The organism is Arachidicoccus sp. BS20, from assembly GCF_001659705.1.
Classification (GTDB): Bacteria; Bacteroidota; Bacteroidia; order Chitinophagales; family Chitinophagaceae; genus Arachidicoccus.
The window spans coordinates 2,978,294-3,003,189 of sequence record NZ_CP015971.1; the positions used below are offsets into that span (position 1 = coordinate 2,978,294).

The following is a 24,896-nucleotide window of genomic DNA, read 5'->3' on the forward strand; positions in this document are numbered from 1 at the left end:
ATGAATGTAAAAATCATCAGGGTAGCAGACGGTCAAAGCGTTGATGCAACAATCATACTGCATACGTCCGCGACTGCGCAATTACCGTCCTTGACTGACGGGTGGCGTTTCAATTTCAGAAGCAATACGAAAAAAGAAAAGCTGCAAACGTATTTGCTCGTCTGCGACGAAACGCCTGAAATTGTTGAGGGTTGCCTTAGTTTTAAGGTCAGAAATAAAGTAGAGCCTTATATGGCTTATGTGGAAGTAGCTCCGCATAACAAAGGGAAAAATAAACAGTACGAAATTGTTGCGGGTTGTTTAATTGCATTTGCGTGCAGGTTGAGTTTTATATCCGGCGAAGGCGCTTTTAAAGGGTGGTTAGCTTTTGACGTATTAGAAAAAGATAAAGCAGCCGAAACCAAATTAATGGCGGTATATTCAAGTAAGTACGGCGCATTAAGAATTGATAACACAACGACTATGGTTATCTCTCCCGAAGGCGGGGAAAAATTAATTGACGAATTTTTAAATCGATAAGACAATGGCAAAAAAAGAAATTCAGGCAGCAGATATTTGGAATGATAAGAAGCTCAATAATGTAAAAGACTTCATTCTCATACATTCGGCAAAGCAATCCAAAGAACGCATCATTCAAAATGAATTGTTGGCGATAAAATACAAGATTGAAGATTATATTGAGAGTGATGTTCCCAAGCAAAGAATGAACATACTTGATTTTGTCGAGGCGTATCTTTCTGTATTGAACGTAACCAAAAAAAGTTTGGCTGCGCTTTTTGAGATGCACGACAGCAATCTATACAAATACCTTACAGGGGAGCGAAAATTGAATACCGATTTTGTTCTCAAACTAAGCGCCTTTTCACATATAGACCCGGAATATTGGCTTAGAATTGAAATTAAAAATGAACTGTTTGATATAAAAAAAGAAGAAAAGAAATCTAAAAATTACAAGAAGTATGATTATAAAAATTTGTTGGAAACGGTGGAATAATGATTATATATAATACGCTTTTCAAAAAGTATATATCCCATCCCCATAAAATAAAACGCTCCAAATCGGAGCGTTTTATTATTTTAAAACCCTTCTTCCAATAATTTTCTTATATCGTCTTTGTTGTAATAAAGCGCACCACCTATTTTTTTAGTTCGTATTTGTCGGGAAACACGGAGCGCGACCAATGTATTATAGCTACATCCCAATATCTTTCTGACCTGTGCAGTCTTATAGCCTGTCAGTACATTTGTTTCCGCGGGTTTCTGTGCTTTCAAAATATCCCGCATATCATTTGCAATCTGCATCCGCAATTTTTGCAAATCCTCTTTTGTAACTAAATCCAGTTCCATAACGCCACAATTATAAGTACAAAATAAAAATTATTTCATTTTCAAAATCTCAATTCTGCCTACGCGCTTATGCTTATAAAACGGTACATAACGGATATATCCGAAACGCTGCAAGTCGGACAAATAACGGTAATAAGCCGCCTTACCGCCGATATGCGCAACGCTTCGGAGTTTTCTACCCGTTACCTCAATGGAATAATCTTTCGATTGTTCTTCATTAAGTTTTAAAATCGCTGCCATTAAACTGATATGTGCGGGACCTGTACGCAGGTCTTCCTGCACTTTATTTAATAAGACAAAAGGCATTGTTTCCATTTCAACTGATTTTTTGCCGATGCTTATGTTCTTTTGTTATATTCTGCTTTTGCTCCTGTTTCTGCTCTTGCTTCTGTGTTTGCTTTTGCTCTTGCACCAGCTTTTCGACCTGCAATAATTTTTCGCCAAAATCTTTGGCAATTAAATTCCGTTCAATTAACTTTTCTGTAGGTATCTGCTTTCTGTCTGCGCCATACACATTTATTGAACCGGTTTCGAGATTCGGCGAAACATACAGTTTTTCCGCTTGCCCGTCTTTCGGCGTAAACGTGGTTAGTTGCAAGTTGCCGCGATAGAGTGATTCCATTAAAGAAACCGTATATTGAGGATTGGTTAAATCCTTAATCGAGTATTCTTTTAATGTTTGCTCTAAGTGAAAATCAGGCTTCTTCAGGAAAATAGTTTCATGATTGCCGTTAGCGAGCTTGTTCTGTAAATTCAGTTTTATCCAATCCTCGTAAGGAGCGCCGTCCTTACTCACAAACTGCTTAAACACCGGACGCTCCGACAACAAGTTATATCCCTCTTTCAACGTGTACTTGTTTTGACGATAAGCAGCATTGCCGTCCTCGTCATATATTTTCTTTGATGCGCCGATATAAAAGGTTTGGCTAACCTTGTTGTCCTGTCCTGCCTGCTGAACGGTTAAGTCAAATTTTTTGATTTCGTAAGCATCCAATGCAGGAAATTTCTGCAAATGAATGACGGCATCCACTTTACCGTCGTCATAGGCTTTACTGTAAGTATGCTCGATTTTCGCCAAGCCTTGCGCCATTTTGTTTTTCAAATCTTCATTGTACGCTTCTTCCATACCGATACGGCGGAACTGCGTTACGTGAGATTTATCTACTTCGTTTTCCATTGTTTTAAATTTTTTAAATTAAAAAAATCAATACCACTTGTATTATCTAACCACGCTGTCAAATCTCAATCGAATGATTGGCTTCATCGCCAAATACATCCCAACCTTTATATTCTTCATCAGGAAAGAAACCCAGCCTGCTCCGTGCAAATAATTCCACTCTCGGCAGGTCGCCGTATAGCTGTACAATCCTTTCTCTTATTTCATGGGGCTTTTGCGAATGCTGCCCGATTTTAGAAATCAATACCTGCTCTACTTTATTCGATTGCCGCTTCAAAGGTTTACCTCTGATAAACAGTAAAACAATTTCTGCATTGGCTCTTGTGTAATAACCCATTCCTATGAATGGTTTATAATTATGCTTATATAGCTTGACCCATGTAAACGCTACCGTACGAAAATTAAAACCCCAAGCCCTGCCTAAGTCTAATGCATCGGGAAGTAAGGGAAAGGTCGCCCACATAAACAACACGGCATCTTTCGCCATAATGGAAGGAATATCCATTTGTTTCAAATCTTCCAAAGACTGAACCCTGTAATGGCTTTCTGCTGTCCTGTTTGGAAAGCCGTCTGCAAAGAATTTAAACTTCCAGGGCGGGTCTGCATAAATAATATTGTATAACTTTTTCTTCTGTTTCATCTCCGCGACAATATTTTTGATGATATGCTTTTGTTTTTAGCCAAGCATTTTGTAGTGCTTGCTTTACTATATCTTCAGCAATCTTGCCCGCAACAGCTTTCTTGCTTTGATAAGCAAGATTAAATTTCTGCCACCTGCCTTTTCGCTGATTTGTATTTTCAATCGTTTGGCATTCGATAAAGTGAAAGGCTCAAATACTAAAACTATTTCTTTAGTTGCATTGCCTTTGATTATTTCAGCCTGTTTTGTATAAACAGGCTGCAACAAAATTTCCTGCCTTGCCGTCCGCTTGGCTTGTCCCTTATCTATGATTGAGAATGAAAGATTGTTGATGTCAAAATCTACTTGTGAGCGATTACTTATTTGAAGTTTAAACCACATCAAATTATCTTTCAGATAAATGCCCGAAAGCCGCAGTTTCATTTGTTCATCAACAATATGCTTGTGTAAAAAAGGCTTGGCTTGTAATATCTCTGCGGCATCATTGCCCAACACTTTTGCATTGTAATCATCAGGCAGTGCCATATTCTTGACGCTGTCTGTAAAAGAGAGATTTAATAATTTCGGGTCGCTGTTATAATCAGAGAGAAAAGAATAAAATTTTCCATCCGAAGTAATAACCGTTACATTGGTTTGTTTGAAGTCCGCAACATTTGCTTTTAACTGCAACACATTCCCGAAACCTTGCGCCACTTGCGCAATCACATCCGCACTACCTCTGTCCACACTTTTGACGGCATAAGGGAAAATGACATTGGTTGTTTTGTTATCGCTTAGTTCGAGATGATACAACCCGATAGTTGTAACTGTTTTGTTTTCCTGTAAACCCTGCGCATATACTGTTGTTTCATAAATCATCATAAATGAAATCATCATCACAAAAACCTTCACTACACTTTTCATTTCTATCAATTTTATATTTGAAAAAATATTTACTGTTTAATATTTACTATTTATCCTTATCGTTCATGTCTTTCAGCATCACTCTGTAACCCGCTCTGACCGTAACTTTCACGAGTTTTATTTTTTTGCCGATGAGTGTTTTCGCAGCCTGTATCCCCGCGCTTGCCGCCTGCGCACCAAGCGAGGCGTCATACGTTCCGAGGTTCATAGTTTCAATCCCCTGGTCTGCGGACTGCTTCGCAACATCACGAGTGATAGCACCGGGTATGTATAAACCTTGCTGCCCGTCCATATCGTAAACACTCAATGCAACAGGTAATATTTGTCCGTTGTAACCAATGGAACTAATCTCAATAGTTAAACGTTCGCCTTTCAAGTTGGCTGTACCATAGAGCAATTGATTTTTCGGAATGAGCGTGCCGCGTATGTATACATCATTGAGTAATCTTAATTTGACGATTGCACCATTGACTAAAACTTGTTCTTCGGGAATTTCCGCAGCAATAGTATTGGTAACTGTGTTACTACTTGCGTCATCATTTAATCCGTAAAAACGATTATTGGTTGATACAGTCAATTGTTTGTTTGTTGTGTCCTGAACGTTTTGCTGACCTGTGTTCTGTAAAAGAGAAATAGCCGCTTTGTTTTCTTTGGTCAGCACGGGAAAAACCTGTTTTTTATTTTGTTCCGATTGCTGTTGTAATTGTTGCTGCACTCTTTCGGGATGCTGAATATCTAATACCTTGTTGAGCATACCATCTAATTTTTCCAATTCGGGGTCGCTCTGTTCTGTGTCAGAAACATTGCTTGTCTTTGATGATGAATTAGACCATGCTTGCAGTTCCTGCATTCTTTCTAACGCCGCTTGTTTTTGTGCAGGTGGCGGGTCGGGTATTTCGTTATCGTAAGAAGAATTTTCGGGGCTAACTTTTGCAGGCTCATGTAATTTTTTATTCAACGCCGCAATTTTATCTTCAATCAATTTTTCTTTCGGGTCGGTGTTTACCGCCACGCCTGAAACGGCGCTGCTGTCATTGCCATAGCTGTTGATGAATGAGCGCAGTTTTGCAGAATCCTTATCCGCCTGCGCATAATACTGCATCTTATTCCAATTACTGTCCTTTGCTTGTGTTGCAACAGGCAGATGCACATTAAATCCTGTCTGCTTATTATTTTTAATAGTCTTTGCATCCGCCTTGCCGACAATGCCAACAGACCACAAAAAGAATGTCAAAAACGGAACGATAATCACAGGAAGAACCAATAAAAATCTTCTCTGCCGTTTTAGCTGTACATTTAGTTCATGAATCTCTTAAAAAAACAATAAGTAAAACGGATCTGTCAAAATGCGAACGTCGGCTCCGGTGTCGGTCTTACGGCAAAATTTTCTCTTTGGTTAACTTCATTAATCAGGCATACATCTTAGTCGGCAACAGCACTTTGACTTCCTTTAACAGAATTGACATAACAATTACAAGCAAATTTTATTCATCTACTTGCTTGGATAATTTTAAAGATGAACTAAACCCTGTTAACGTAAGCGTTAATATAGTTGGGTCGGTGTCAGGTCCCCCATTGCCGGTATTTTTTGATAAGTTATCAGCGTCATTTACCTTAAATCTGTTTGAGTTATCAAACATAAATACACTTTTTACGTTCAGGTTAAATTGTAACTTGTCCATTTGTCTATATTTTCATGTAAATTTGAAATAAAATGAAAATGATAATTTAAAAATTACGCGAAACGATGGATAGGGGTGCTGTAAATACTTTTAGAAAGGCTAAAATCGTTTTTGGGAATATCACTTGGTTACGAAGTTTGTATGTTTGTTCCTTACTCCGAATTTAAACGAATTGATAAAACAGAATCAGACATCAAACCATTATCAGAACTTATAAATGACATTGCAGATAGTTACAAAACGCTGCTTGATTAACAAGAAATGCCAGCCACTAACAAGGATAATTGCTGCACAATATTCTCCTGACGAAGAAATCGGGCGTAATCAGATACTTTTAAGTTGGTTGATTTTTCAACTCAACAAAATGGATTTGAAAATTTAAAAACGAAGTTGGGCATGACGTTCAATCATGGAATGTCTCCTACGATCTTTCCCACACAAGCTTCAAGCCTAGAATCGTTATTTTAGCTAAATAGCCCATATGGTTAATTTGAATGACTTTGAAAAAGAATATGAATGCTTGTATAAAACTGAGCATTATGCTGTTCATGATGACGGAGGCGTTTTTCGCAAGCCTTATGATAGCAAGCGACCACGACCAACCGACAACAAATGGGCTTATGGTATCAGCGCTACTGAGTGAAGATGAAGAAATCAGACTTTTTGGGAAATAGGGTATTTGTAATTATTCTTGAAGTGTTAAAAGAACACAATAAATATGCTTAAAGAATCTTTTAGTATTTTCGTTCTTCATTAAAATCCATATCAAATGGCAAAAGCAAAAAAATCAGCTCCGGCGAAATTAACTCCTGAACGATTACAGGAATTGAAAGATGCGATTATTTCGGGCGAACAAACCAAGTCCATACACGAAAGGCTTGGCGTGTCAATTGCAAATATCGGTTACCACAAAGGGGAACTAAAAAAGAAGGGACTGTTGGGTACAGCTCCGTCAATAGTTGAATCTAAACCATCAAAAGGCGCAAATAAGAAAGTTGTAACCGTCAAGAAAAAGGCTAAGGCAGCGCCTGCTATTTCTCCAAAAGAAACAGCTACACCTAAATCCTTTAAATTGATTGTAAATGGTGTGAGTGTTCATATTGAAGGGGCGGGTTCAGTTTCTGTTGGCGAAGATTATATCAAGGTCGATTTTTAATTTTCTCCATAGGTAATTTAATTTTCTCTTGCCTCTGATTTCTGTCGGAGGCTTTTTGTATCATCACACCAAGGTTCTTTTATAATGTTACCACTTCAGAAAAGCATTAGCCGCCTCTATTCAAAAATTCTTTTCAATAAGAAGAAATGACATGACGGCAAATAAATTGTGTTGAATATTAAAAGCCCGGACTTGCTCTTGATAGTGGGCATTTTGTTGAGAAGAGATTGTTACTTCTTCAATATCTTCAAAGTAATTTTTTGGTCTTGTTGCTGAATGTACAAAAGATAAATACCGCTCGGCTGCTTGGATAAATCATAGGTTAGCAACGAGCCGTTTTCGACACTTTTAATTACTGTTCTGCCGGAAACATCAACAATGGTTACATTGGCATTTTGCAGCGGTTTTACCAGTCTTACGGTAAATCTGCCTGTTGTCGGGTTCGGGTAGAGTACATCTACTTTTAGTACATTGGAGCTTACTTTAGCTACAGCAATTTTTTGGCTGTCCACAACGTTTGCGGTTGTGGAAGTATTATTGACTATATATTCAACTTTTGTACGGTTTCCAGCGGCATCGTAGGTATAAACAATACCTGCTGTGCCGGATGGTAATGACTGTGAGAAAGCTTTCTGCGGAAATGCTATTACAATTAGCGCAAAAAGCGTGAGTATAAATTGTTTTTTCATTTAATTGTAATTTAATAAGTTAATTTACCTGTTTGCATATCTATCCGCAATGCTTCGGTTTTAATTGATGAACTGCCGGAAAGAGGTACACGATAAACATGGTTATCATTAAACGGATTGGTATCTCCCTGAAAATTCCCTATTTTATTCCGCCAGTAAACCGCTTGATTTGTACGTTTTGTAAAATCAATGTATTTAGACAAATAGAAGCCGGTTCCATTTTTTTCTATCGGGTATAACTGTCCATCAACATACACATATAACTCGTTGTTGCTTGCAATTCCCCAAACATTTTGTACAAGTTGCATTTCATCATCCTTATCTAATTGATTAATCAAAATATTATGACTTGCTGTATCAAAACTTGTAAAGAATTGTGTAATAGACGGAGCATCATTTTTGAACTCGTTAAAAGATACGAATACGCCGGTCTTATAGCTCGTATCTGTAAGTATTTTTGCCGCCATATTTTGAAGCTTTACAACTTCCTTTTTTTGAACCGAGCTACTTATAGTATTAGTGACAGAAGTATTTAGTATTGTTCCTGATTTTTCATACGCGCCATTTAAAGCTACAGCAATACTCAATCCAAAATCGGCATTAGAATCTGTTGAAATAATTAACGTATCATACTTTCCAATAAGTAGAGAATTGCTATCTGATTTATAAATGTCTATGCTAAGCTTAGTATGATTGATAATACCATCAGTAGTAGAATCGCTCCCAACACTTAGGTCGTTAATAGCCCATTGAAGCAAAGAACCATTTTGCTTAAAAGTATTGCTATATTTTTCATTTATCAAACTTTGTAATGTTGTTCGCACACCGCTTTCAAATACCAAATTAGTTCGCACATCGGAATATTGAGAAGGCGCTGTTCCTACAAATTCCGAATCTGGCAAATTGCTTATAATATTTATTCCTGAAATATTATAGCTATTTGCTGAACTCGATTGGTTTGTTTGAAAATGAATATTTTTTTTATTATTTCCATTTTGGGCAGCACTAAATATTGGTATTATCACAATAGATTGAATAATGGTATTTAGTACTATCACATTCTTTAATACCTTTCTCATTTTTTAAGTTTTATCAAGTTTTTTATAAAACAGTCCAGACTTTTCCTTTTTTAGTAGCCGAATTTCAAAAATTCAAGCGGAAATATTCCTATGCAACGCACACTTACTCTATTCAACTTTTAAGACTTTGAAATTCTGCGAACGAAAATTAATTTTTATACTGTCATATTTTACCCTATCAAATGGACCATCTAATACAGTATCTTGTTTATTTAATAACCACCAGCAATAACCGCTTGTAAAAATCTTCTTATAAAAAACACTCGAATTTAAAATACTGTCCGCTAATTGTTTCAAAGTTTTTTGATCCGAATCTCCATTATTCCCAACAAATCTTAATATTTTCGCTTGCTTCTGTATAAAGGATTCATCGAAATAACTATACTTATTCTTTTTATCAATAGTTAAAAAAAGTAACAAATCTCTCATCAGAGCTTGTTCATAATCTTTAAATTGAGGAATTTGTTTTATAAGAAGATAATCGTGAGAATACTCTATTGAATCAATATTGGCACAAATCGAAATAGGACCAACGATTGAATTATTGTTAAATCCATTTTCAACTAGTGTATAGGAAGAATCTATATCAAAAGAATTATCTGAAATCCCTCCCCCCACACAAGATAATTGGCAGCTACAGATAAGTATTATTACAAAAATGATTCTATTCATTGGTTGTTTTTTAATTATAAAGAAATAAAATATTAAAATTATTTATTTTGGAAGAACTGTATCAAATCCTCTAAAATAAATATCAAAGGGTATTCCTTTCCCTGCATACCAATGTCCTATTTTTGTCGCCTTATTTCTAAACCATACTTTGAATTGATGCTTTGGGTTAGGTTTTATATCGAAATCGTACCTATCCTTTTCAATCATGAATTGATAGCTACCCATATAGTCAACAAATATATTTCCATAAACTAATCCGTCAACAGAATTATATAAAGTTTGTACATTTTTTCTGTCGCCGACACCCCACTCATTTGGATTCAGAAAATCTAAATCAACTTGATCTGCATCCACTGTTAAATCACCGCCTCCGCCAGTTCTATACCATTCATTAGCCTCTTGCAAAGTTAGTTTTCCATCTGCTAATATTTTCTCTTTCAATTTTCTTCTATCATTTTCTAACTTTTGTTGTACTAAATGATTAAATCCTTCTACAATTATTCCATTTGCAGCACCTTCCCAAAAACTGCCGCCAGCAATACTACTGCTGGCTCCGCCAGTTAGTCCACTTATCGCATAATCGGCGGCAGAGCTACTCAATATAGAGTTTGGTCCTGCATACATATCAATACCTGAACCCACTAAAGAACTTACTGCACTGCTTAAAAAGCCAGACTTACCATTTCCACCAGTCATAGCACTCATTGCATATCCATCCAAGCCATGGGCCCCTGCTCGAAGTAATTCATGCCATAGGTTACCAGTAGTTCCAAAAGCACTTCCAATACCATAAGTAATGGCGCCTTCCACAGCTCCTGTTATTAATTGTCCGGCAAATTCAGTCCAACTCCAGTTACTAAAACCACCTGGGCTTAGGGCTACATGCAAAGTATAGCTTGCTGCGCTTACTGCTGCTGCAATAAGTAGCGCAACCACTACTGGGTTATTTCCATCTTGGTCTATGTAGCTTAGGGGGTTATTATTAGCATAGCTATACCTGTTGTATGCCTGTGTTCCCCATTGGTTAGCCACATAATTATCCGGGCTTAGCATCCGTCCTTGGACTGGGTCATACACCCGTCCATTCATATTTATCAATGAAAACTGCGTTAAATGCTCATGTCCGGTATAACCGCGATATAACCATGTAGGAACATTGGATACATTTGTGTACGTCCAGTTATCAGGATTGCGCTTTCTGCCCCATGCATCAAAATTTTGTTTTGCTACAATTGCGCCGGTTCCGTCTGTTAAGGTAAGAATGCTTCCTAAATGGTCGGAATAAACATAATACACTTTGGTTACAGTTCCCTCTTTGACGACAATTGCACACAAACCATTACCTGCACCAATGTAATGAATATACCTTGTAGTATCCCCTTTTATTTGTTTTTCGTAATCGCCAAAATAATACTTTGTCTCAACCGTAGTTCCGTTTTGAAGTAATATACTTTTAATTCTTTGCTGGTCCGCTCCATAAGTGTATTTCAATACATATCCGTTTTGAGCAATGGTATCTACTTTTAAAAACGGCGTGTACCCAAGTGTTTGTGTATTCTGAGATATATTAGGCGGCGGCAACATTTGATTGCTGCCCGTATCCGTGATATAAGCAACTGCGTTTATTTTGGTTGTGTTATATACATATTTTCCCGCATCGCTTTTTGTATCAATATTTCCAAGAGACGTACCGCTATTATTGTCATACGTCATGCTGAACTGCTGAACATTATTAACAGAAGCGCCCGTCAACCTTTTCAGATTATCATAGGTAAATGTCTCTGTCAGGTTTTTGATTGCATCTTTTCTTGAAGTAAGATTACTGCTATTCGCATCCCAAACCATATTCAAATCTTGTATGCCGGATGTATAATACCTGGTAGGCACACCTAAGTTTAAGTTAAAAGTAACCTGGCTTGATTTGCCATTTCCATATTTATAACCGGTATAAATGCCTTTGCTATTCATTGCTGTAGCTGTAAATAATGTTGTTGAAGTAGAACCATTCTGTAAACTAGTTTTAGTCGGCGTTCCATTTGCATCATATTCGTCATTAATAATTACGCCCGAAGCATAAGTAGTCTTTATCAGCTGACCAAAACTATTGTATTGAAACTGGTCAGTGTATGACGTACCATCAACAGTAGTTTTTTGCGTTATTTTTCTACCGAGATTGTCGTAAGTATAATCTGTAACATCACCAGAAAAGCCGGTTATTTTTACGATGTTATCGTTATTTTTTGTTCCATCGGAATAATAAATATAACTCGTTGTGCCTTCAGGTCCTGTTTTACTCGTTAAGCGACCAAAGTCATCATAACTCGTTGTATAAATATGATTCAGTGCATCTTTTTGTTGGGTTAGCTTTCCAAGTGCATCATACTGATATGTCATAGTCCCTGCATTCTTATCGGTAAGTGATGTCTGTCTGCTGTAATCATCATAAACAGCTGTTACCAAAACAGTACTTCCGATAGCAACTTTTGTTTGGTTTCCGCGACTGTCGTAAGTAAAATTTAACTGCCCGCCGTTGTCAATTGCATTTACCACCCTGCCGGCACCGTCTTGCGTTTTGCTGCTTGCCTGCCCGGCAGAATTGGTTACTGTAACTTTAAACTGCCCACCCGATAACTTAGAATAAGATGTTGAAGTATAATTTACCGGAGTACTCACTTTGATTACACGATTGTATGTGTCGTATTGTGTGGTAACAACTTCTGCTGTTTCATTTTGATAGTACGGCATCTTCTGGCTTGCAATATTACCTTTAGCATCATAAGTAGATGTTTGAGATAAAAACTGGCCATTAAAGCCACTGGTTTGCTGAGCAATTTCTCTGCCCAACATATCATACGCTGTTTTAACCGATGCCTGCCCGCCATCTTGTGCATACTTATAATTTATGTACGAAACATTTCCTGTATTCGACCAGGTTAATGCATTTAAAATAATCTGCCCGTCCGGTAGTAGCATTTTTGTATTTCTTCCAAATCCGTCATAATAATACGTTGTTGTCAATCCGTCTGTAGAAACAGTAGTAAGTGGATTTCCCCAACTGTCATATGTGTAGCTTTGTGTCTTAGTTATGCCGCTTCCCGGCTGTTGTTTCTTTAATACAAACCGCCCCTGCGCATCATAGGTATTGTGAACAATTCTATTTGAAATACCGGAAGCTGATAATGTAGATTGTGTAAGATTTCCATAATTATCGTAAACGTTGGTTGTTGTAAGCGCTAATGGTTTGCCAGCGTATTCAATTTTTGTTGCGACATTTCCTTTGGCATCGTATGTAAAATCACTTTCTTCACTTAATACTGTTTGTCCAGACCTTGAATGTTGAGCAATAATTTTATCAGGAAGCGCAGGAACAGGTGTGCTGTGTGTGCCAAACGTTGTGGTTGATTTGGTTGTTTCTACTGCGCTAACAGCAGAACCGCTCCAACCGCCTGCTTTTGAAACACTTGTTGTAATATTTCCATAACTGTCATAAGTATTATCCTCTTCAGTAGCTGAACCTTTGAGATAATCTATATTTATAGTTTTATTAATTTGGGGGAAATATCGCATATCAAAATAACCATTGGTTGATTTGCTTACAAGACTTGTAGAAATATCTTGTTCCGATAATAATTCCCCTGAAGAAGTTAGTGACGTAGTTTGCTTCGTTTCATAAGGAACAGCATAATGAGCGCTAATATTAAAATCTGTTTCAGAAGTAATTCCTGTTGCCAAATTCTTGGAAATAACAGACTTGAACCCTAAAAAGCCTTTACCTGCTCGGTTGAAAATTGCGTCTTTGTAATTATAATTAACCGTTGTCGTTCCTCCAATTCCATTAGGAACCGATATTGAAGACACAGCAAATATTGGAGAGCGAACAACATTAAAAGGATAATTTGTTAAAGAATCTGTTGTACTATAATCTGCTTGATGATAGAAAGTTGCCGGACTGGTTATACGACCATCTGATAATGATTGATAATTAAAGGTAGTTGTTACACCTAATCCATCCAGCACTTTACGAAGCAGAGTTGAAGTGCTAAACGGCTTGGAATAATAAAATGAATAAGTATAATCCGGGCAAAAGAAATCAGCCCTGCCATCTCCATTAAAATCTCCGGCAGCCAACCCATTTGCATAAGGGTCTAAATTAGGCGCATCATAATAAGTATAATTATACCCGTATTGTTGCCCTTTCATCTTTGCAATTGCAATTCTTCCTGTAAGTGCATTAGCATCGCTCGAAGGAGTTATATAATATCCTACACCTATCTCTGAATTACCGTCTCCATCGAAGTCTGCTATTAGTATTTTTGAGATAGTATGTGCAGAATTCCGGTTATTGTCTCCCGGTAACTGGATGAGGCTTGGAAAACTAAACGATGAAGGTGCTGTAAAAGGGAAACCACTTTGAGCACCAGTCCCATATAATACAGACCACGCTGCATAACCATTTGTTTTTCCATCGCTTGCCCGTAAAAGTAAATCTGAATTCCCATCGCCATTAAAATCTGCAGTATAAAAAACATTGTTCTTGCTTATGGTTGCAGTCTTAGTAATAACGGTAGCTACATAACTCGAACCTAATCCAACAGAACCCGGAAGAGGACTGATAGTCAGGAGATAAGAACTATCGCCTTTCGTTACTAAGATAGCTGTTTTCCCGCCGCCGTTTAATTGTATTGGAGTTACTTGGTCTGCTGTTGCAATTGATGTTGCAGCATAAGTATTGATATTCGTATTTCCGTCAATAGTAAAATTAAAAATTTCCTGATTGACGATATTTTTAGCTGGAGATGTAAAAAACGCCTTATAATAAACACCGCTACTTGGGCTTCCTATTGTTTCAAATTGCCCTAACATCAAAATATAATCACTCGTGCCATCTCCATCAAAGTCTCCAGGAATAAAAAACTCTTTGCCATCCGGTATATAAGAGTATGTTCGGTTATCTAAGAAGCCGGTAGGAGTAGCAGATAATAATACTGAATCTATTTTTATTCCAGAATTGAATCTATGAATTGAAAACAACTTGATAGACTGAGGCGTTTGTATTGGCTTATAATTACTTCCCGGATTATATAACGTCGAATTTATATCAATAATATCGTCTGCACCATCTCCGGTAAAATCAGATGTTGTAAAGCGATAATTATTAGTGCTAAATGCTGTATTTTTAATAATTGTATATGATTCCGGCGTAAAGCTTCTTTCAAATAAAACCGCAGCAGATGAAGCATTCCCATCAATTGTTATATCGCTGAATATTTTTAATGAAGTATGTAATTTGAATCCTTTGTTATCGTATTTAAAAGAATCAATCAAAACATCCATTCTTCCATCGCCATTATAATCCCCATAAGTTAAATCAACCGCACCATTAATTAGAGGGGTAGATCCCGACCACACCATATCAGCAATATTGCTGCTGTCGCCGTAGGTAAAAGTTGTAGGAGTTAAAGAGGTACCATCTGAACCTGTTTCGGAAACAGATGCAAGATAATATACGTTATTGACTAAATTATAACCACAATTATAGCTTCTAACGGTGTTGCCGAGTTGGTCTTTCACACTTATATTTGATAAATTAAAAGGAGATACCAAGGATGCGCCACTAACATATTTCCTCCTGTCTTGCCAATACTGTCTTACCGTATAAGTGAACAGCACTTTATTATAAGGCTGCAATCCACTGATTGTATTGCCTGTATAATCAATTTCAGTTAGCGCAAAATCCCTATCCGTAGAATTGATGGTATATTGATATTTCATAAAGTTACCATTTTGGTCAGTAACTTTGTCCAAATACCACATCATTGTGCTTTGACCATTATCAGTATTAAGTTTGCTATCAGTTGTATGACCGAATTCCATTATTTTGCCGTCTTTCGTCGTTACAACAAAATAATCGGGACCGGATGTTTCACTGCCACCGAAAGATTGAATTTTTGCAAATGATTCATTCTCTGTGCCGTAAATAGTACCATCTGCTCCATTATTCCCAGATACAACCATCAATCTTTGTCCATCTAATATAAAGGCATCATTGCTGTTTGTGTAATTTATTGGAGATGTACTGCCATTATAATAAGTATTTTTTCCTGCCCTTGTTATAACCGTTGATGCATTCAGACTCCACCCCCAACCAGCAACACCATCTCCACTCTCAGAACTATAACTAACACTTACAGATGGCTCTAATCCATTTGTGCCAGGTGGAAGCTGAATAGGTATTGTATATGTCGCTGCACCCGTTAACGATACACTTGCGTTTCCGGCAATAGCTCCTACTATATCAGATTTGCCAGAATGTACTGTATCTGCAACTGCAACACTCGGCATTGTGAAATCTCCCGCCAATGGTGGATTATTTATTGGTGCGCCGGTAATATAAATTATTGAAGTATTACTATATTTCTGACCATCAACTTGTAAGCGATAAAACGTAGTTGTTGCTAAATTGCCAGGGATATATGTTAGAGCGGTCGCTCCAGAAATATTACTCCAATGAATTTTATCTGTTGATACCTGCCATTGGTAAGTATGGTTTATGCTGCCGCCTTTCGGTGCAGAACAGGTTAACGTGCCGGGACTTGCATTATAAAGAATACTTTTAGAAGAAGGACTAATTGTACCTGCTTGCAGAGTTACAGTTACTAAAGCTGTACTACTATATACCGTCTGTGTGTTTTGACTGACCGCAATACGATAATGTGTATTGTTTTTTAACGTGTCGGGACTATAAGTTGTTCCGTGCGCCCCCAATATATTAGTCCAAGAAGAGGCGTCTGTCGAAGATTGCCATTGATAAGTAGCTCCACTAGTCGCACCCAATTCTGTTAATGTTGCAGGAACTGTATTATAGGCTATTGTTTGTTGCGATGGAGAGAGACTACCTCCAGCTAAAGGAGGCGTCAGAATTGTTACTGTTGCACTTGCGACAATTGAACCATTGTATTTTGCCTGTATGGTTCCTGTTAATGTAGGAATATCACTCCTGTTTGTAAAAGATATGCCGGCATTCGGTCCACCTAATGCCATTCTGTCGTCCGCGAAATTACTCTCGTTATTATTTTCTGCTTCTAAAACTGGTAGCCCCCATTGCACCGTTGCAGAAGTAGCACTTGAACTGATTATCGTTCCATTGGTTGCCGACCAGGTAACGGACGGGTAAAGACAGGTCATTGTGTAAGTGTAGCTTTGCCCCAATGTTACTGCAGTTGTACCATCTAATTCACATTCTCCCGGAGGCGGTTGTATAAGATTGGGCTGTACAGTTGTACTTTGCGTTTTAGTCGAGTGCTGTGTAGTGTCTTGGGCAATTGACAGCAACCATGTTGGATACAAGAGCAATAAGAGTAAAATCTTTCTCATACATTTCCATATTTTTATAAACCATCAATGAAAAGTAGCTAATCTTAAATTCAAAATGCAGTGGTCGGCAGCAGCGTTTCTCTGGTTGTCATTATCTTTTTTGGTGCACTCCATTAGTCGGCAACAGCACTTTGACTTCCTTTAACAGAATTGACATAACAATTACAAGCAAATTTTATTCATCTACTTGCTTGGATAATTTTAAAGATGAACTAAACCCTGTTAACGTAAGCGTTAATATAGTTGGGTCGGTGTCAGGTCCCCCATTGCCGGTATTTTTTGACAAGTTATCAGCGTCATTTACCTTAAATCTGTTTGAGTTATCAAACATAAATACACTTTTTACGTTCAGGTTAAATTGTAACTTGTCCATTTGTCTATATTTTCATGTAAATTTGAAATAAAATGAAAATGATAATTTAAAAATTACGCGAAACGATGGATAGGGGTGCTGTAAATACTTTTAGAAAGGCTAAAATCGTTTTTTGGAATGTCAATAAATATCTTTTTACAATTCGATTTCACGTACTGTGTTGGTCAATTTTTATTGCTTATGAAATTCTTTTAATATTTTTCTTAGGTGGATTGCGCAAAACATTTTGGGATTACGTTACTTCATATACCTTCTGTATTTGTCTTTTTTATTTTCATAGCTTTTATATCCTTGAACGTTCAATTGGAAAGCCATATCAGGCAGTAAGAATTATTGTTTTGGTTTTATTTGAAATATTCTTATATAATTTTCTTTCATCTCTTTATTCGTCATTGGCTAAAAGCGGAAGTTTTAAGGAAAGATTTTTTAGCATTGCCGTTACGGAAACAGCGAGCCATATTGGTCGTGCAGTTTATTTTATAGGGCTTAGTACTGCGTATTGGTTAGGATTAACAGCTCGAAGAAGACAAAAAAGAATTGCTGCGATGCAGCTTCAGCGTTTTCAATCGGAACGAAAGCAATTGCAATTGTCAAACGACTTGTCTAAGGCGCAACTTCAATATATAAAGGCTCAAATTAGCCCGCATTTTATTTTTAATGCACTGAATGCTGTTTATTGTTCTGTTGAAGAAACAGATAGCGCATCTGCTGAAATAATTTCACTGCTCTCACAAATAATGAGATATGCTTTAGCTGACCTCGACGCAGATGGAAAAGTGGCTTTATCTGAGGAAATTGCCAACATTGGCAATATTATAAAATTAGCGCAATTGCGATATGGAGATAAATGCTTTATACATTTTACTTGTTTGGGCGAAGTAAGCAATCAACGCATCATTCCGGTAATATTGAGCAATCTTGTAGAGAATATTTTATCACACGGAGACCTTTCAGACCCGCTAATACCTGCGGTAATCAAGGTCATTTTAAAAAACAATTCTTTATATTTCTACACGAAAAATAAAAAGAATTATATTGACTTATCTGTAAATAAAGCTTGGAACTCTACGGGAATTGAGTTCGCAAAACAGAGATTGGAATCCTATTATCCGGAGAAGTTTACATTGGATATTACTAATGATTCAAAAATCTTTGAAACTACTTTGAAAATTGAATACCTATGATAAATTGCATGATTGTAGAAGATGAACAACATAGTATCGATTTGTTGGAAAGATATATTGAAAGAACGCCGGGATTATCGCTGTTAGCCTACGATAAAAATCCCCTAAATGCATTTGCAGATATATCAACAAAACAGTTAGAGCCGGATGTAGTTTTTTTGGATATAAATATGCCGGGTCTTACCGGGCTCGACCTTGCGAAGCAAATTATTTCATTTACCAAAGTTGTGTTTACGTCCGCACACTCAAAATATGGAGTTAAAGCTTTTGATATAGGCGCTTTTGATTTTTTAGAGAAACCTTTTACTTATGAACGTTTTTTGCAAACAATCAGAAGACTGAATGAACCGATTGTAAAGCATCATCAAGAATCGGCGATAAATGATTTCTTTTTTATTAAAGGAAATAAGAAAGGGATAGTAGAACGTGTTGATTTGGATAATATCCTATATATTGAATCATCACACAATTACGCCGTATTGTATTTATCGGATGGTAGTAAGCAAACCATTTATATGAGCCTTGCTGAAATAGAGGGCGCTTTGCCAAAAGATAAATTTTTGAGGATACAAAGGTCTTATATCGTTAATCTTAAAAAAATTCAGAAAATAGAAGGCAATATGATTTATTTACAATCGCTCAAAGAGCCGATAAATTGCGGTTCATTGTACAAAGAAAGTCTTCTTGAAGTCATTAAAAAACAATTGCTGGGCTAAAACTGCTATGCGTACTTTTTCACACTTTTTATTGAATAATAATGCCGCCACAAAAGATAATGCATTATCATTTCTTGTTTCCTGAAATCATGAGAAAACAATCTGTTGAGATGCATATGAATAATATCAATGAAGACCGATGATTTTTGTTGTATCTTTTTTGATAGTTTTTTAATTTCTGTAACTAATAATATAGCTTCTCTTTCAATCCGAAAGAATTTAACGTCTTTATCTGCGTCAAGAATAGTCGGTCTAAATTCTCTGTATTTCTTTTGCAACTGAATGTAAATCTTGTCTTCAATATTTAATTCTTTTTGAAAGGCTTCAAACATCTCTTGATGAAAAGAACATTTTTCTTCAATTGTCAATCCCATTGTGGTTGTAATGGTATCAATGATATAAAACGAGAGAGAAAAATATTTCTGCTCGGTTGGAGAAGGCTTGTTGTAATGAAGAAAGTTCATAATTAGATTACTGCACGTGCAGAAAACATTTTCAACGTCTTCTATATTTTCCGAACCATATCGTTCAAGCTCTCTTTTATATTCTGCAATAATTACGTTTTGGGCAATTCTTTTCTCTTTGAGAATAGACAAATATTTATTGACAATTTTGAGAATTTTCTGCAAATTCTCTCCATTAAAATTAAAGCGCAATCTTAAATGATTATCGGGGTCTAAATATCTTACATAGTGCCATTTTTTTATGAGATTTTCAGCATACAATTCATTTACGATGTTATAAATAATCTCTGCGATTATTTCATTCGAATGGCTGCTGTGGCAATAAATTTTGTAGTATATCCAATCTTCACAAGGAATAAATTCTCTTTGGGTTATCGTATGGTCAGAAAAGACGGGACAATTTGTTTCTTTATATACTTCATCGCATCGATATAGATGTGTAATAAACTGGCTGATATACGGTAATTTATTCTCGTCTTTCACTGCAAATTGTTGATTAGAAACAAAAGGAAATTCTTTGATGATAAGATATTTTTCCTTTTGTAAAATGTCTGATAAAAGCAACATGTCAGAATCTATATGAAGATTAAAAACCAATTGCTGGTCGAACTGCGTGTAGGCAAAATGTGTTGAAATACCTAATTTAATCAGCATTTCCCTTATTAGTTGGATAGAATCGTTTGAATTATTCTTTAAACAGTATTCCCATGTTTCGCGGCTAATATGCCATTCCGCAAGACATAGGATTGTGGATTTATATGCTACTCGTGGATAATACTGAAATCCCGGAAAAAATTGGCTCAAAGAAAAAGGCAAGATAGGATGTATGTCCTGATACTGTACATCACATAAGAATCTGAATATCGCTAAATCAGCACGTGAATAATTATATGCTGAATCTAATCGGGGAATTATTCGTTTGCCAAGGCTCTTTGACCATAGTAGAATTGAGCCTTCTTTTATTTCAATCCAAATATCCGATAATCGTATTTGTTTGCTTTGCTCTTTTGTGGAACTTACTAAAATGGGTATTTCATAATCTCTGACAGAAATCCTCCTCTCGATATTTGCCGTTTTATAATCGCTGATGCTATTTATTTCTGTGAATATTACATGAGGATTTGAATCTCTTTCGATACGTGTTATATCTTTTGCCAGTCTTGCTATTTTTTCCGAAAAGGGAGTAAATCTCCCGATGAGAGAAGTCGCCGTAGCGCTGCTGACGGATTCAATAAATACTTGGTGGTCGTCAATAATTCTGAACATTACAGAAAAGCTTGGCGGCAGTTTATCATTGTTGTCATGTATTGTGTTGGCGTATTTTTCTAAATCCGATTGCTGTAATTGAATAACTTGTTTATTGCCGCTTTGCTCAATCCATTTTTGCAAAAGCAAATGACGGATAGAGTCGAGTTCAATGGATGTTAAACCCGAACCTGCATTTTGCTTATTGAAGACGACATTTTGAGTTAAGGAAGAATTTTCACATTGAGATGCGAGGCTATTGTAATTAATTCCTGCATCCGGGTCTAATGCCTGTAATAATGGGATACATTGTCTGTCAAACTTAGTATTAAATTGAACAATAAAATCATCTATTTGAGGTATGGAAACCTTTTGATTACACAATGCATTGAGTATGAAAATTCCATCTTTGATAGCATCTTGAAATTGATTTGAAATATCGCCTTTTATCATTTCTTTTTCTGCATTTACACATAGAGATAGAGATGGATCAAGTTGTGTAATTTTATTTAATGATTCAATATCAGTTACCGATTGAATATTTTGCAGATATTCATATTCGGCACTGCTTATCCTATTCGCAAAATCCGGCTCTATAACACCCTGTAATGTTGCGGGAAGTATGATTTTTAGTTCAATCAGTTGATTAAATAATCCGACATAGTCAATAAAATTGGGTAACTCTTTAGACAGACAAGTCAATATTTCTTTGTTGTCTCTTGGGTTTTTACAGAATTCTATTATTTTTAAAACAAGAGGTATCTGTTCGATTTCATTAATGAAAAAGTTTTTACCATTTAATCCGTTGTTTCTAAAACACAGGTATCGGAAATTAGTCCCTATTTTATAAAATGTAGGATTGCTGTGATATACTGTTTCAGTATTATCGAAAGAATCGCTTTTTTCATTTAATTCAATTACTTCGGCAAAGTCCAATGCCGTATGCAGGCATATTTTTCCCAACTGAATGTCATTATTTGCGACACCCCATTTTAAGGTTGAAAAAGCAGCGAATAAGCCAAAAGGAGTTGTTCTATAAGACATTCGGTTGAAGTATTTATGTAGGCTTGTTTTCTCTTTTTCACTAAAAGATTGGTATTCAAAATTTTTCTTCTTGAGATTATAGTATAGGCTTTTACTTGCAAGAAAAATCGACATCCTAAATGTGCTGTTTTGCAGAAGTTCGCTGATATTATCTGACGGATATTGTTTAAAACTAAGCGTTGGCGTACGTAATATAACATCGCTGTGAAAAGAATAAATTGAACTAGACTGTTCTTCAAAGAGGTTGTTTTTGCTAATCTTCATCGGTCTCTACAAGCTTTATTTTCATTAAAAAATATTTCATACAGGATTTCTTGCTATGCGCAATCAATGATGTTTTTTGTACAAATAAGTAAATAAATCTTTGATGAAAAAATATTGGATGAAGTGCGTCTTAGGAATGCTCAAATTGGGTTTTAATAGTCTGAAATGAAGCCATGCACAATTAAAAAATTCATCAATAGAAGTTCCTTATCTGAAAATTTTTAAATGCGAAGAACTTCCAAAGACGGAAATTATACATCCCGAATTGCCAAAGAATGCAATTGCTATACAAGTCATTTTGTTTTAATGCTTTGTTTTGGGTCGCTATTTAAACTATATTTTAAATACGATATTCTTTTTCGTCAGCAATATATTTTTCTCCCTTCGTCATTCTCCTTTCTTCGCGAAAGTCTTATTGTCGCTCCGCCCAAAACAAGGTCTGCGCCTTCGTAAACTGCGGCTTGCCGAAGGTTTGCAAAACAAAATCTTCCTTTCGTTTTAGCCCCGACTTCGTCGGGAATGTGTTTCGTGAAAGCGTATTTTCTTTCGCAAAACCTTGTTATTGTCCGTTTCGCCAACAAGGATACAGTTGCTACGAGGTTAATGAACGAGGCGTAAGCCGAGTGAGTTTATCAAACAATTTTTTATTTATCATTTAAAATTTTAAGCAATGGCACACAACATTTTTTTTAATGAGCAAACAGGACAGCACAGCTTTTTTTCCGTTAAGGAAAAAGCATGGCACAATTTGGGATTGGTAGTAACCGAGTACCCAACAAGCAGGGAAGCAATACAATTTGCGGGACTGGATTATGAAGTCTGCAAGCTGCCGAACATACACCGTCTGGCTGACGGTATTACAGAAATTGTTTCGGATAATTCTTTCTTTACCTATCGTACTGACAACAATATAGTTTTGGGCGATAAGCTAAGTGCAGATTATGAAGTCGTACAAAATGCGGAAGCCTTTACTTTCTTTGACAGCATTGTTGGCGGGGATGGCATTTTGTATGAAACCGCAGGCGCGTTAGGCAACGGCGAACGTATTTTTATTACGGCAAAACTGCCGTCTTATATCAAAGTGGGCAGCGATGATGTGATTGAAAAATACATTTTTTTAACGACCTCGCACGATGGCAGCGGGAGTATTACCGCAGCGTTTACGCCCGTCCGTATCGTTTGCCAAAATACACTGAATGCAGCTTTGCGCAACTGTTCAAACGTGGTGCGCATACGCCATACGGCAAACGCACAGGAAAAATTAAAGGAAGCGCATAAAATCATGGGCATTGCAAATAAGCTGTCCGAAGAACTGGACGGCATATTTAACAGGTGGGCAAAAGTGCGTATCACGGATAAAGACATATTGAAACTGATACAGCAGGCATTAGCCCCGAGCAAGGAAGTTTTAAAAGCCGTGCAGACAGGCGGGGAATTATCAACTGTGTTCAACAATGTTTGCAACGATGCTTTCATGTATGCCATGACAAGCCCAACCCAACAAACAGAAACAACAAAGGGTACGTTGTTCGGCGCATATAATGCGGTTACAGGCTATTTTCAGAATGTACGCCAATACAAGGACGAAGAAAGCAAATTGGAAAGTATTTTGTTTGGTACAACCATGCAGAAGACACAGGCAGCTTTTAATTTGTGTTCAGCCTTTGCAAAGAACGGTAATGAAGTATTGCAATTAAATTAATCCTTACAGGGCGGGCTTGTTCCGCCCTAACTTCTTTTCAGTTAAAATAAAATACGATGACACATAAAGAATTAGCAAAAAGATTTACGGAATTGCTCAATGCAAATCCGATACATAACACGATAGCAGAATTGTTTAATAAAGCATTGGATTGCGGGGCATTGAACATACAAGCCGAACCCGCAGCAGATTACAGATTGCCGAAAATTATTTTTTATGCTATCCTTTGTACAATGGCGGACGATTGGCAACCCTATCATGAAAGCAATAAAAAAGAAGCTAAAAATTTAAAACTTTTTCTATGAGCATTTTATCACAACACACCGAAGAAAAGGTTATCGCCGTGTTAGCGGAATGTATAATACTTTTTGAAAAGCTGTATTATCTGCACATGACAGCACAAGACGCATTCGATGCGAGAACCGCCGAAAATTTACTGAAAGGCATTGTTGAAAGCAACGGTTTTCGTGTGGTGCATAGACAGGGCAAAAACAGTAAGCCGTATCAACCAGCCGATTAATCGGCAATCTTTTATTTTTATGTTTGTTTAAAGCATTCATCATGCTTTGCAGCGCGCTATACCCTACGCGCTTTCTTTTTGCAAACGCCACAAAAAGAAAGCAACCAAAGAAAAACGCTAAAGCCGGATGGCAACCTGCGGTTGGCGTATGGTTTGGCACAAAATAGTGCCGCGATAATTACTTTGGTTATATCGTAATTATCGCGGTCTTTTGAATGGTATTAAAGCGGGAGCAAACATACCGTTGCTTACTTATTATCCATGAAACTTTCGGTTAATTAATTCCAAAGGAAACGCAAAACAACATTTCATTGTAATTTTAGAGAGCCAAGCTTTTCGTTCAATTCACTCAAGCCGCCTTTATCCAACAAATTTTCGGCAATACTTTTTAATTCATCAGTCATTTCTTTATCCATGACGGAAAGCACACCGTCCCTTGTTTCTGTTTTGCCCGTTTCTTCCTCGATAATCTTTGCGAGCATCAGCAAAACAGCGGTTGGGAATTTTCTGCCAATGCAAATATTATTCAGACCAAAGATTTCAAATGGTCAGTCAATGGAAATATTTCTTTTAATAAAAACAAGCTACTGAATTTTCCCGATTTAGCTAGTTCTTCTTACGCCAATATTTTTCAGATAGGCGCGCCTATCAGTATTGTCGGCGGC

Annotated in this window: 23 protein-coding genes; 9 read left to right on the plus strand and 14 right to left on the minus strand. The window is 36.8% G+C overall.

Annotated features, from left to right (window positions below; all coding sequences use genetic code 11):
* Both A9P82_RS12925 and A9P82_RS12930 read left to right on the plus strand, forming a co-directional pair.
* Positions 1–519: a hypothetical protein gene (locus A9P82_RS12925; protein WP_066208468.1), complete on the plus strand. Its 519-nt coding sequence runs from the start codon at positions 1–3 to the stop codon at positions 517–519.
* A gap of 4 nt (positions 520–523) precedes the next feature.
* On the plus strand, positions 524–994 hold the full coding sequence (locus A9P82_RS12930; RefSeq protein WP_066208469.1) for a helix-turn-helix transcriptional regulator: 471 nt from the start codon (positions 524–526) through the stop codon (positions 992–994).
* Positions 995–1,077: 83 nt separating this feature from the next.
* On the opposite strand, the gene A9P82_RS12935 is transcribed toward A9P82_RS12930, so the two are convergent.
* The 7 genes from A9P82_RS12935 to A9P82_RS12965 all read right to left on the minus strand — a co-directional run bounded on the left by A9P82_RS12935 (position 1,078) and on the right by A9P82_RS12965 (position 5,749).
* A complete protein-coding gene (locus A9P82_RS12935; protein ID WP_066208470.1) occupies positions 1,078–1,347 on the minus strand; it encodes a helix-turn-helix domain-containing protein in 270 nt (89 codons plus the stop codon).
* 30 nt (positions 1,348–1,377) lie between these two features.
* Positions 1,378–1,662, minus strand: coding sequence for a hypothetical protein (locus tag A9P82_RS12940; RefSeq protein ID WP_066208472.1), 285 nt, complete (start codon positions 1,660–1,662; stop codon positions 1,378–1,380).
* 1 nt (position 1,663) lies between these two features.
* Entirely contained in the window at positions 1,664–2,524 is an 861-nt protein-coding gene (locus tag A9P82_RS12945; RefSeq protein ID WP_066208474.1) for a hypothetical protein, read from the minus strand.
* A gap of 58 nt (positions 2,525–2,582) precedes the next feature.
* A complete protein-coding gene (locus tag A9P82_RS12950) occupies positions 2,583–3,164 on the minus strand; it encodes an MT-A70 family methyltransferase (protein WP_066208476.1) in 582 nt (193 codons plus the stop codon).
* A gap of 66 nt (positions 3,165–3,230) precedes the next feature.
* Positions 3,231–4,067 carry a conjugative transposon protein TraN gene (traN, locus tag A9P82_RS12955; RefSeq protein WP_082915348.1) on the minus strand — a complete coding sequence of 279 codons (837 nt, stop codon included), beginning with the start codon at positions 4,065–4,067 and terminating at the stop codon, positions 3,231–3,233.
* A 46-nt stretch (positions 4,068–4,113) separates the two neighbouring features.
* Positions 4,114–5,376: a conjugative transposon protein TraM gene (gene traM, locus A9P82_RS12960; protein WP_066208477.1), complete on the minus strand. Its 1,263-nt coding sequence runs from the start codon at positions 5,374–5,376 to the stop codon at positions 4,114–4,116.
* Between the two features lie 175 nt (positions 5,377–5,551).
* The gene (locus A9P82_RS12965; protein WP_066208479.1) at positions 5,552–5,749 is read right to left on the minus strand and encodes a hypothetical protein; all 198 of its coding nucleotides are present in this window, start codon (positions 5,747–5,749) and stop codon (positions 5,552–5,554) included.
* A gap of 481 nt (positions 5,750–6,230) precedes the next feature.
* Between A9P82_RS12965 and A9P82_RS12970 the strand changes: the two genes are divergently transcribed.
* Together A9P82_RS12970 and A9P82_RS12975 are read left to right on the plus strand one after the other, a co-directional pair.
* Entirely contained in the window at positions 6,231–6,392 is a 162-nt protein-coding gene (locus A9P82_RS12970; RefSeq protein WP_156522691.1) for a hypothetical protein, read from the plus strand.
* A gap of 126 nt (positions 6,393–6,518) precedes the next feature.
* A complete protein-coding gene (locus A9P82_RS12975; protein WP_066208483.1) occupies positions 6,519–6,905 on the plus strand; it encodes a hypothetical protein in 387 nt (128 codons plus the stop codon).
* Between the two features lie 230 nt (positions 6,906–7,135).
* On the opposite strand, the gene A9P82_RS12980 is transcribed toward A9P82_RS12975, so the two are convergent.
* The 5 genes from A9P82_RS12980 to A9P82_RS13000 form a co-directional block, all read right to left on the minus strand.
* Positions 7,136–7,594, minus strand: coding sequence for a T9SS type A sorting domain-containing protein (locus A9P82_RS12980; RefSeq protein ID WP_066208487.1), 459 nt, complete (start codon positions 7,592–7,594; stop codon positions 7,136–7,138).
* An 11-nt stretch (positions 7,595–7,605) separates the two neighbouring features.
* A complete protein-coding gene (locus A9P82_RS12985) occupies positions 7,606–8,673 on the minus strand; it encodes a hypothetical protein (protein WP_066208489.1) in 1,068 nt (355 codons plus the stop codon).
* 108 nt (positions 8,674–8,781) lie between these two features.
* Positions 8,782–9,345 (minus strand): hypothetical protein, encoded by a 564-nt coding sequence (locus A9P82_RS12990; protein WP_156522692.1) that lies wholly within the window; start codon positions 9,343–9,345, stop codon positions 8,782–8,784.
* A gap of 42 nt (positions 9,346–9,387) precedes the next feature.
* A complete protein-coding gene (locus A9P82_RS12995) occupies positions 9,388–16,719 on the minus strand; it encodes a SpvB/TcaC N-terminal domain-containing protein (protein ID WP_066208493.1) in 7,332 nt (2,443 codons plus the stop codon).
* 175 nt (positions 16,720–16,894) lie between these two features.
* Positions 16,895–17,092, minus strand: coding sequence for a hypothetical protein (locus A9P82_RS13000; protein ID WP_066208479.1), 198 nt, complete (start codon positions 17,090–17,092; stop codon positions 16,895–16,897).
* 338 nt (positions 17,093–17,430) lie between these two features.
* Between A9P82_RS13000 and A9P82_RS13005 the strand changes: the two genes are divergently transcribed.
* Entirely contained in the window at positions 17,431–18,276 is an 846-nt protein-coding gene (locus A9P82_RS13005; RefSeq protein WP_197492174.1) for a sensor histidine kinase, read from the plus strand.
* Positions 18,273–18,992 carry a LytR/AlgR family response regulator transcription factor gene (locus A9P82_RS13010; protein WP_066208497.1) on the plus strand — a complete coding sequence of 240 codons (720 nt, stop codon included), beginning with the start codon at positions 18,273–18,275 and terminating at the stop codon, positions 18,990–18,992. Before A9P82_RS13005 ends, A9P82_RS13010 begins: the two co-directional genes overlap by 4 nt.
* 5 nt (positions 18,993–18,997) lie before the next feature.
* On the opposite strand, the gene A9P82_RS13015 is transcribed toward A9P82_RS13010, so the two are convergent.
* Positions 18,998–22,009 (minus strand): lantibiotic dehydratase, encoded by a 3,012-nt coding sequence (locus A9P82_RS13015; RefSeq protein WP_066208498.1) that lies wholly within the window; start codon positions 22,007–22,009, stop codon positions 18,998–19,000.
* 670 nt (positions 22,010–22,679) lie between these two features.
* On the opposite strand from A9P82_RS13015, the gene A9P82_RS13025 reads away from it, so the two are divergent.
* From A9P82_RS13025 to A9P82_RS13035, 3 genes are read left to right on the plus strand one after another with little or no spacing between them, the layout of a single operon-like run.
* Positions 22,680–23,711: a DUF932 domain-containing protein gene (locus A9P82_RS13025; RefSeq protein ID WP_066208502.1), complete on the plus strand. Its 1,032-nt coding sequence runs from the start codon at positions 22,680–22,682 to the stop codon at positions 23,709–23,711.
* Between the two features lie 56 nt (positions 23,712–23,767).
* Positions 23,768–24,016 (plus strand): hypothetical protein, encoded by a 249-nt coding sequence (locus A9P82_RS13030; RefSeq protein ID WP_066208504.1) that lies wholly within the window; start codon positions 23,768–23,770, stop codon positions 24,014–24,016.
* Positions 24,013–24,231 (plus strand): hypothetical protein, encoded by a 219-nt coding sequence (locus A9P82_RS13035; protein WP_066208506.1) that lies wholly within the window; start codon positions 24,013–24,015, stop codon positions 24,229–24,231. The genes A9P82_RS13030 and A9P82_RS13035 overlap by 4 nt, the downstream gene beginning before the upstream one ends.
* 308 nt (positions 24,232–24,539) lie before the next feature.
* Here the strand turns inward: A9P82_RS13035 and A9P82_RS15510 are convergent, their stop codons facing one another.
* On the minus strand, positions 24,540–24,713 hold the full coding sequence (locus tag A9P82_RS15510; RefSeq protein ID WP_231891162.1) for a hypothetical protein: 174 nt from the start codon (positions 24,711–24,713) through the stop codon (positions 24,540–24,542).
* Between the last annotated feature and the right edge of the window lie 183 nt (positions 24,714–24,896).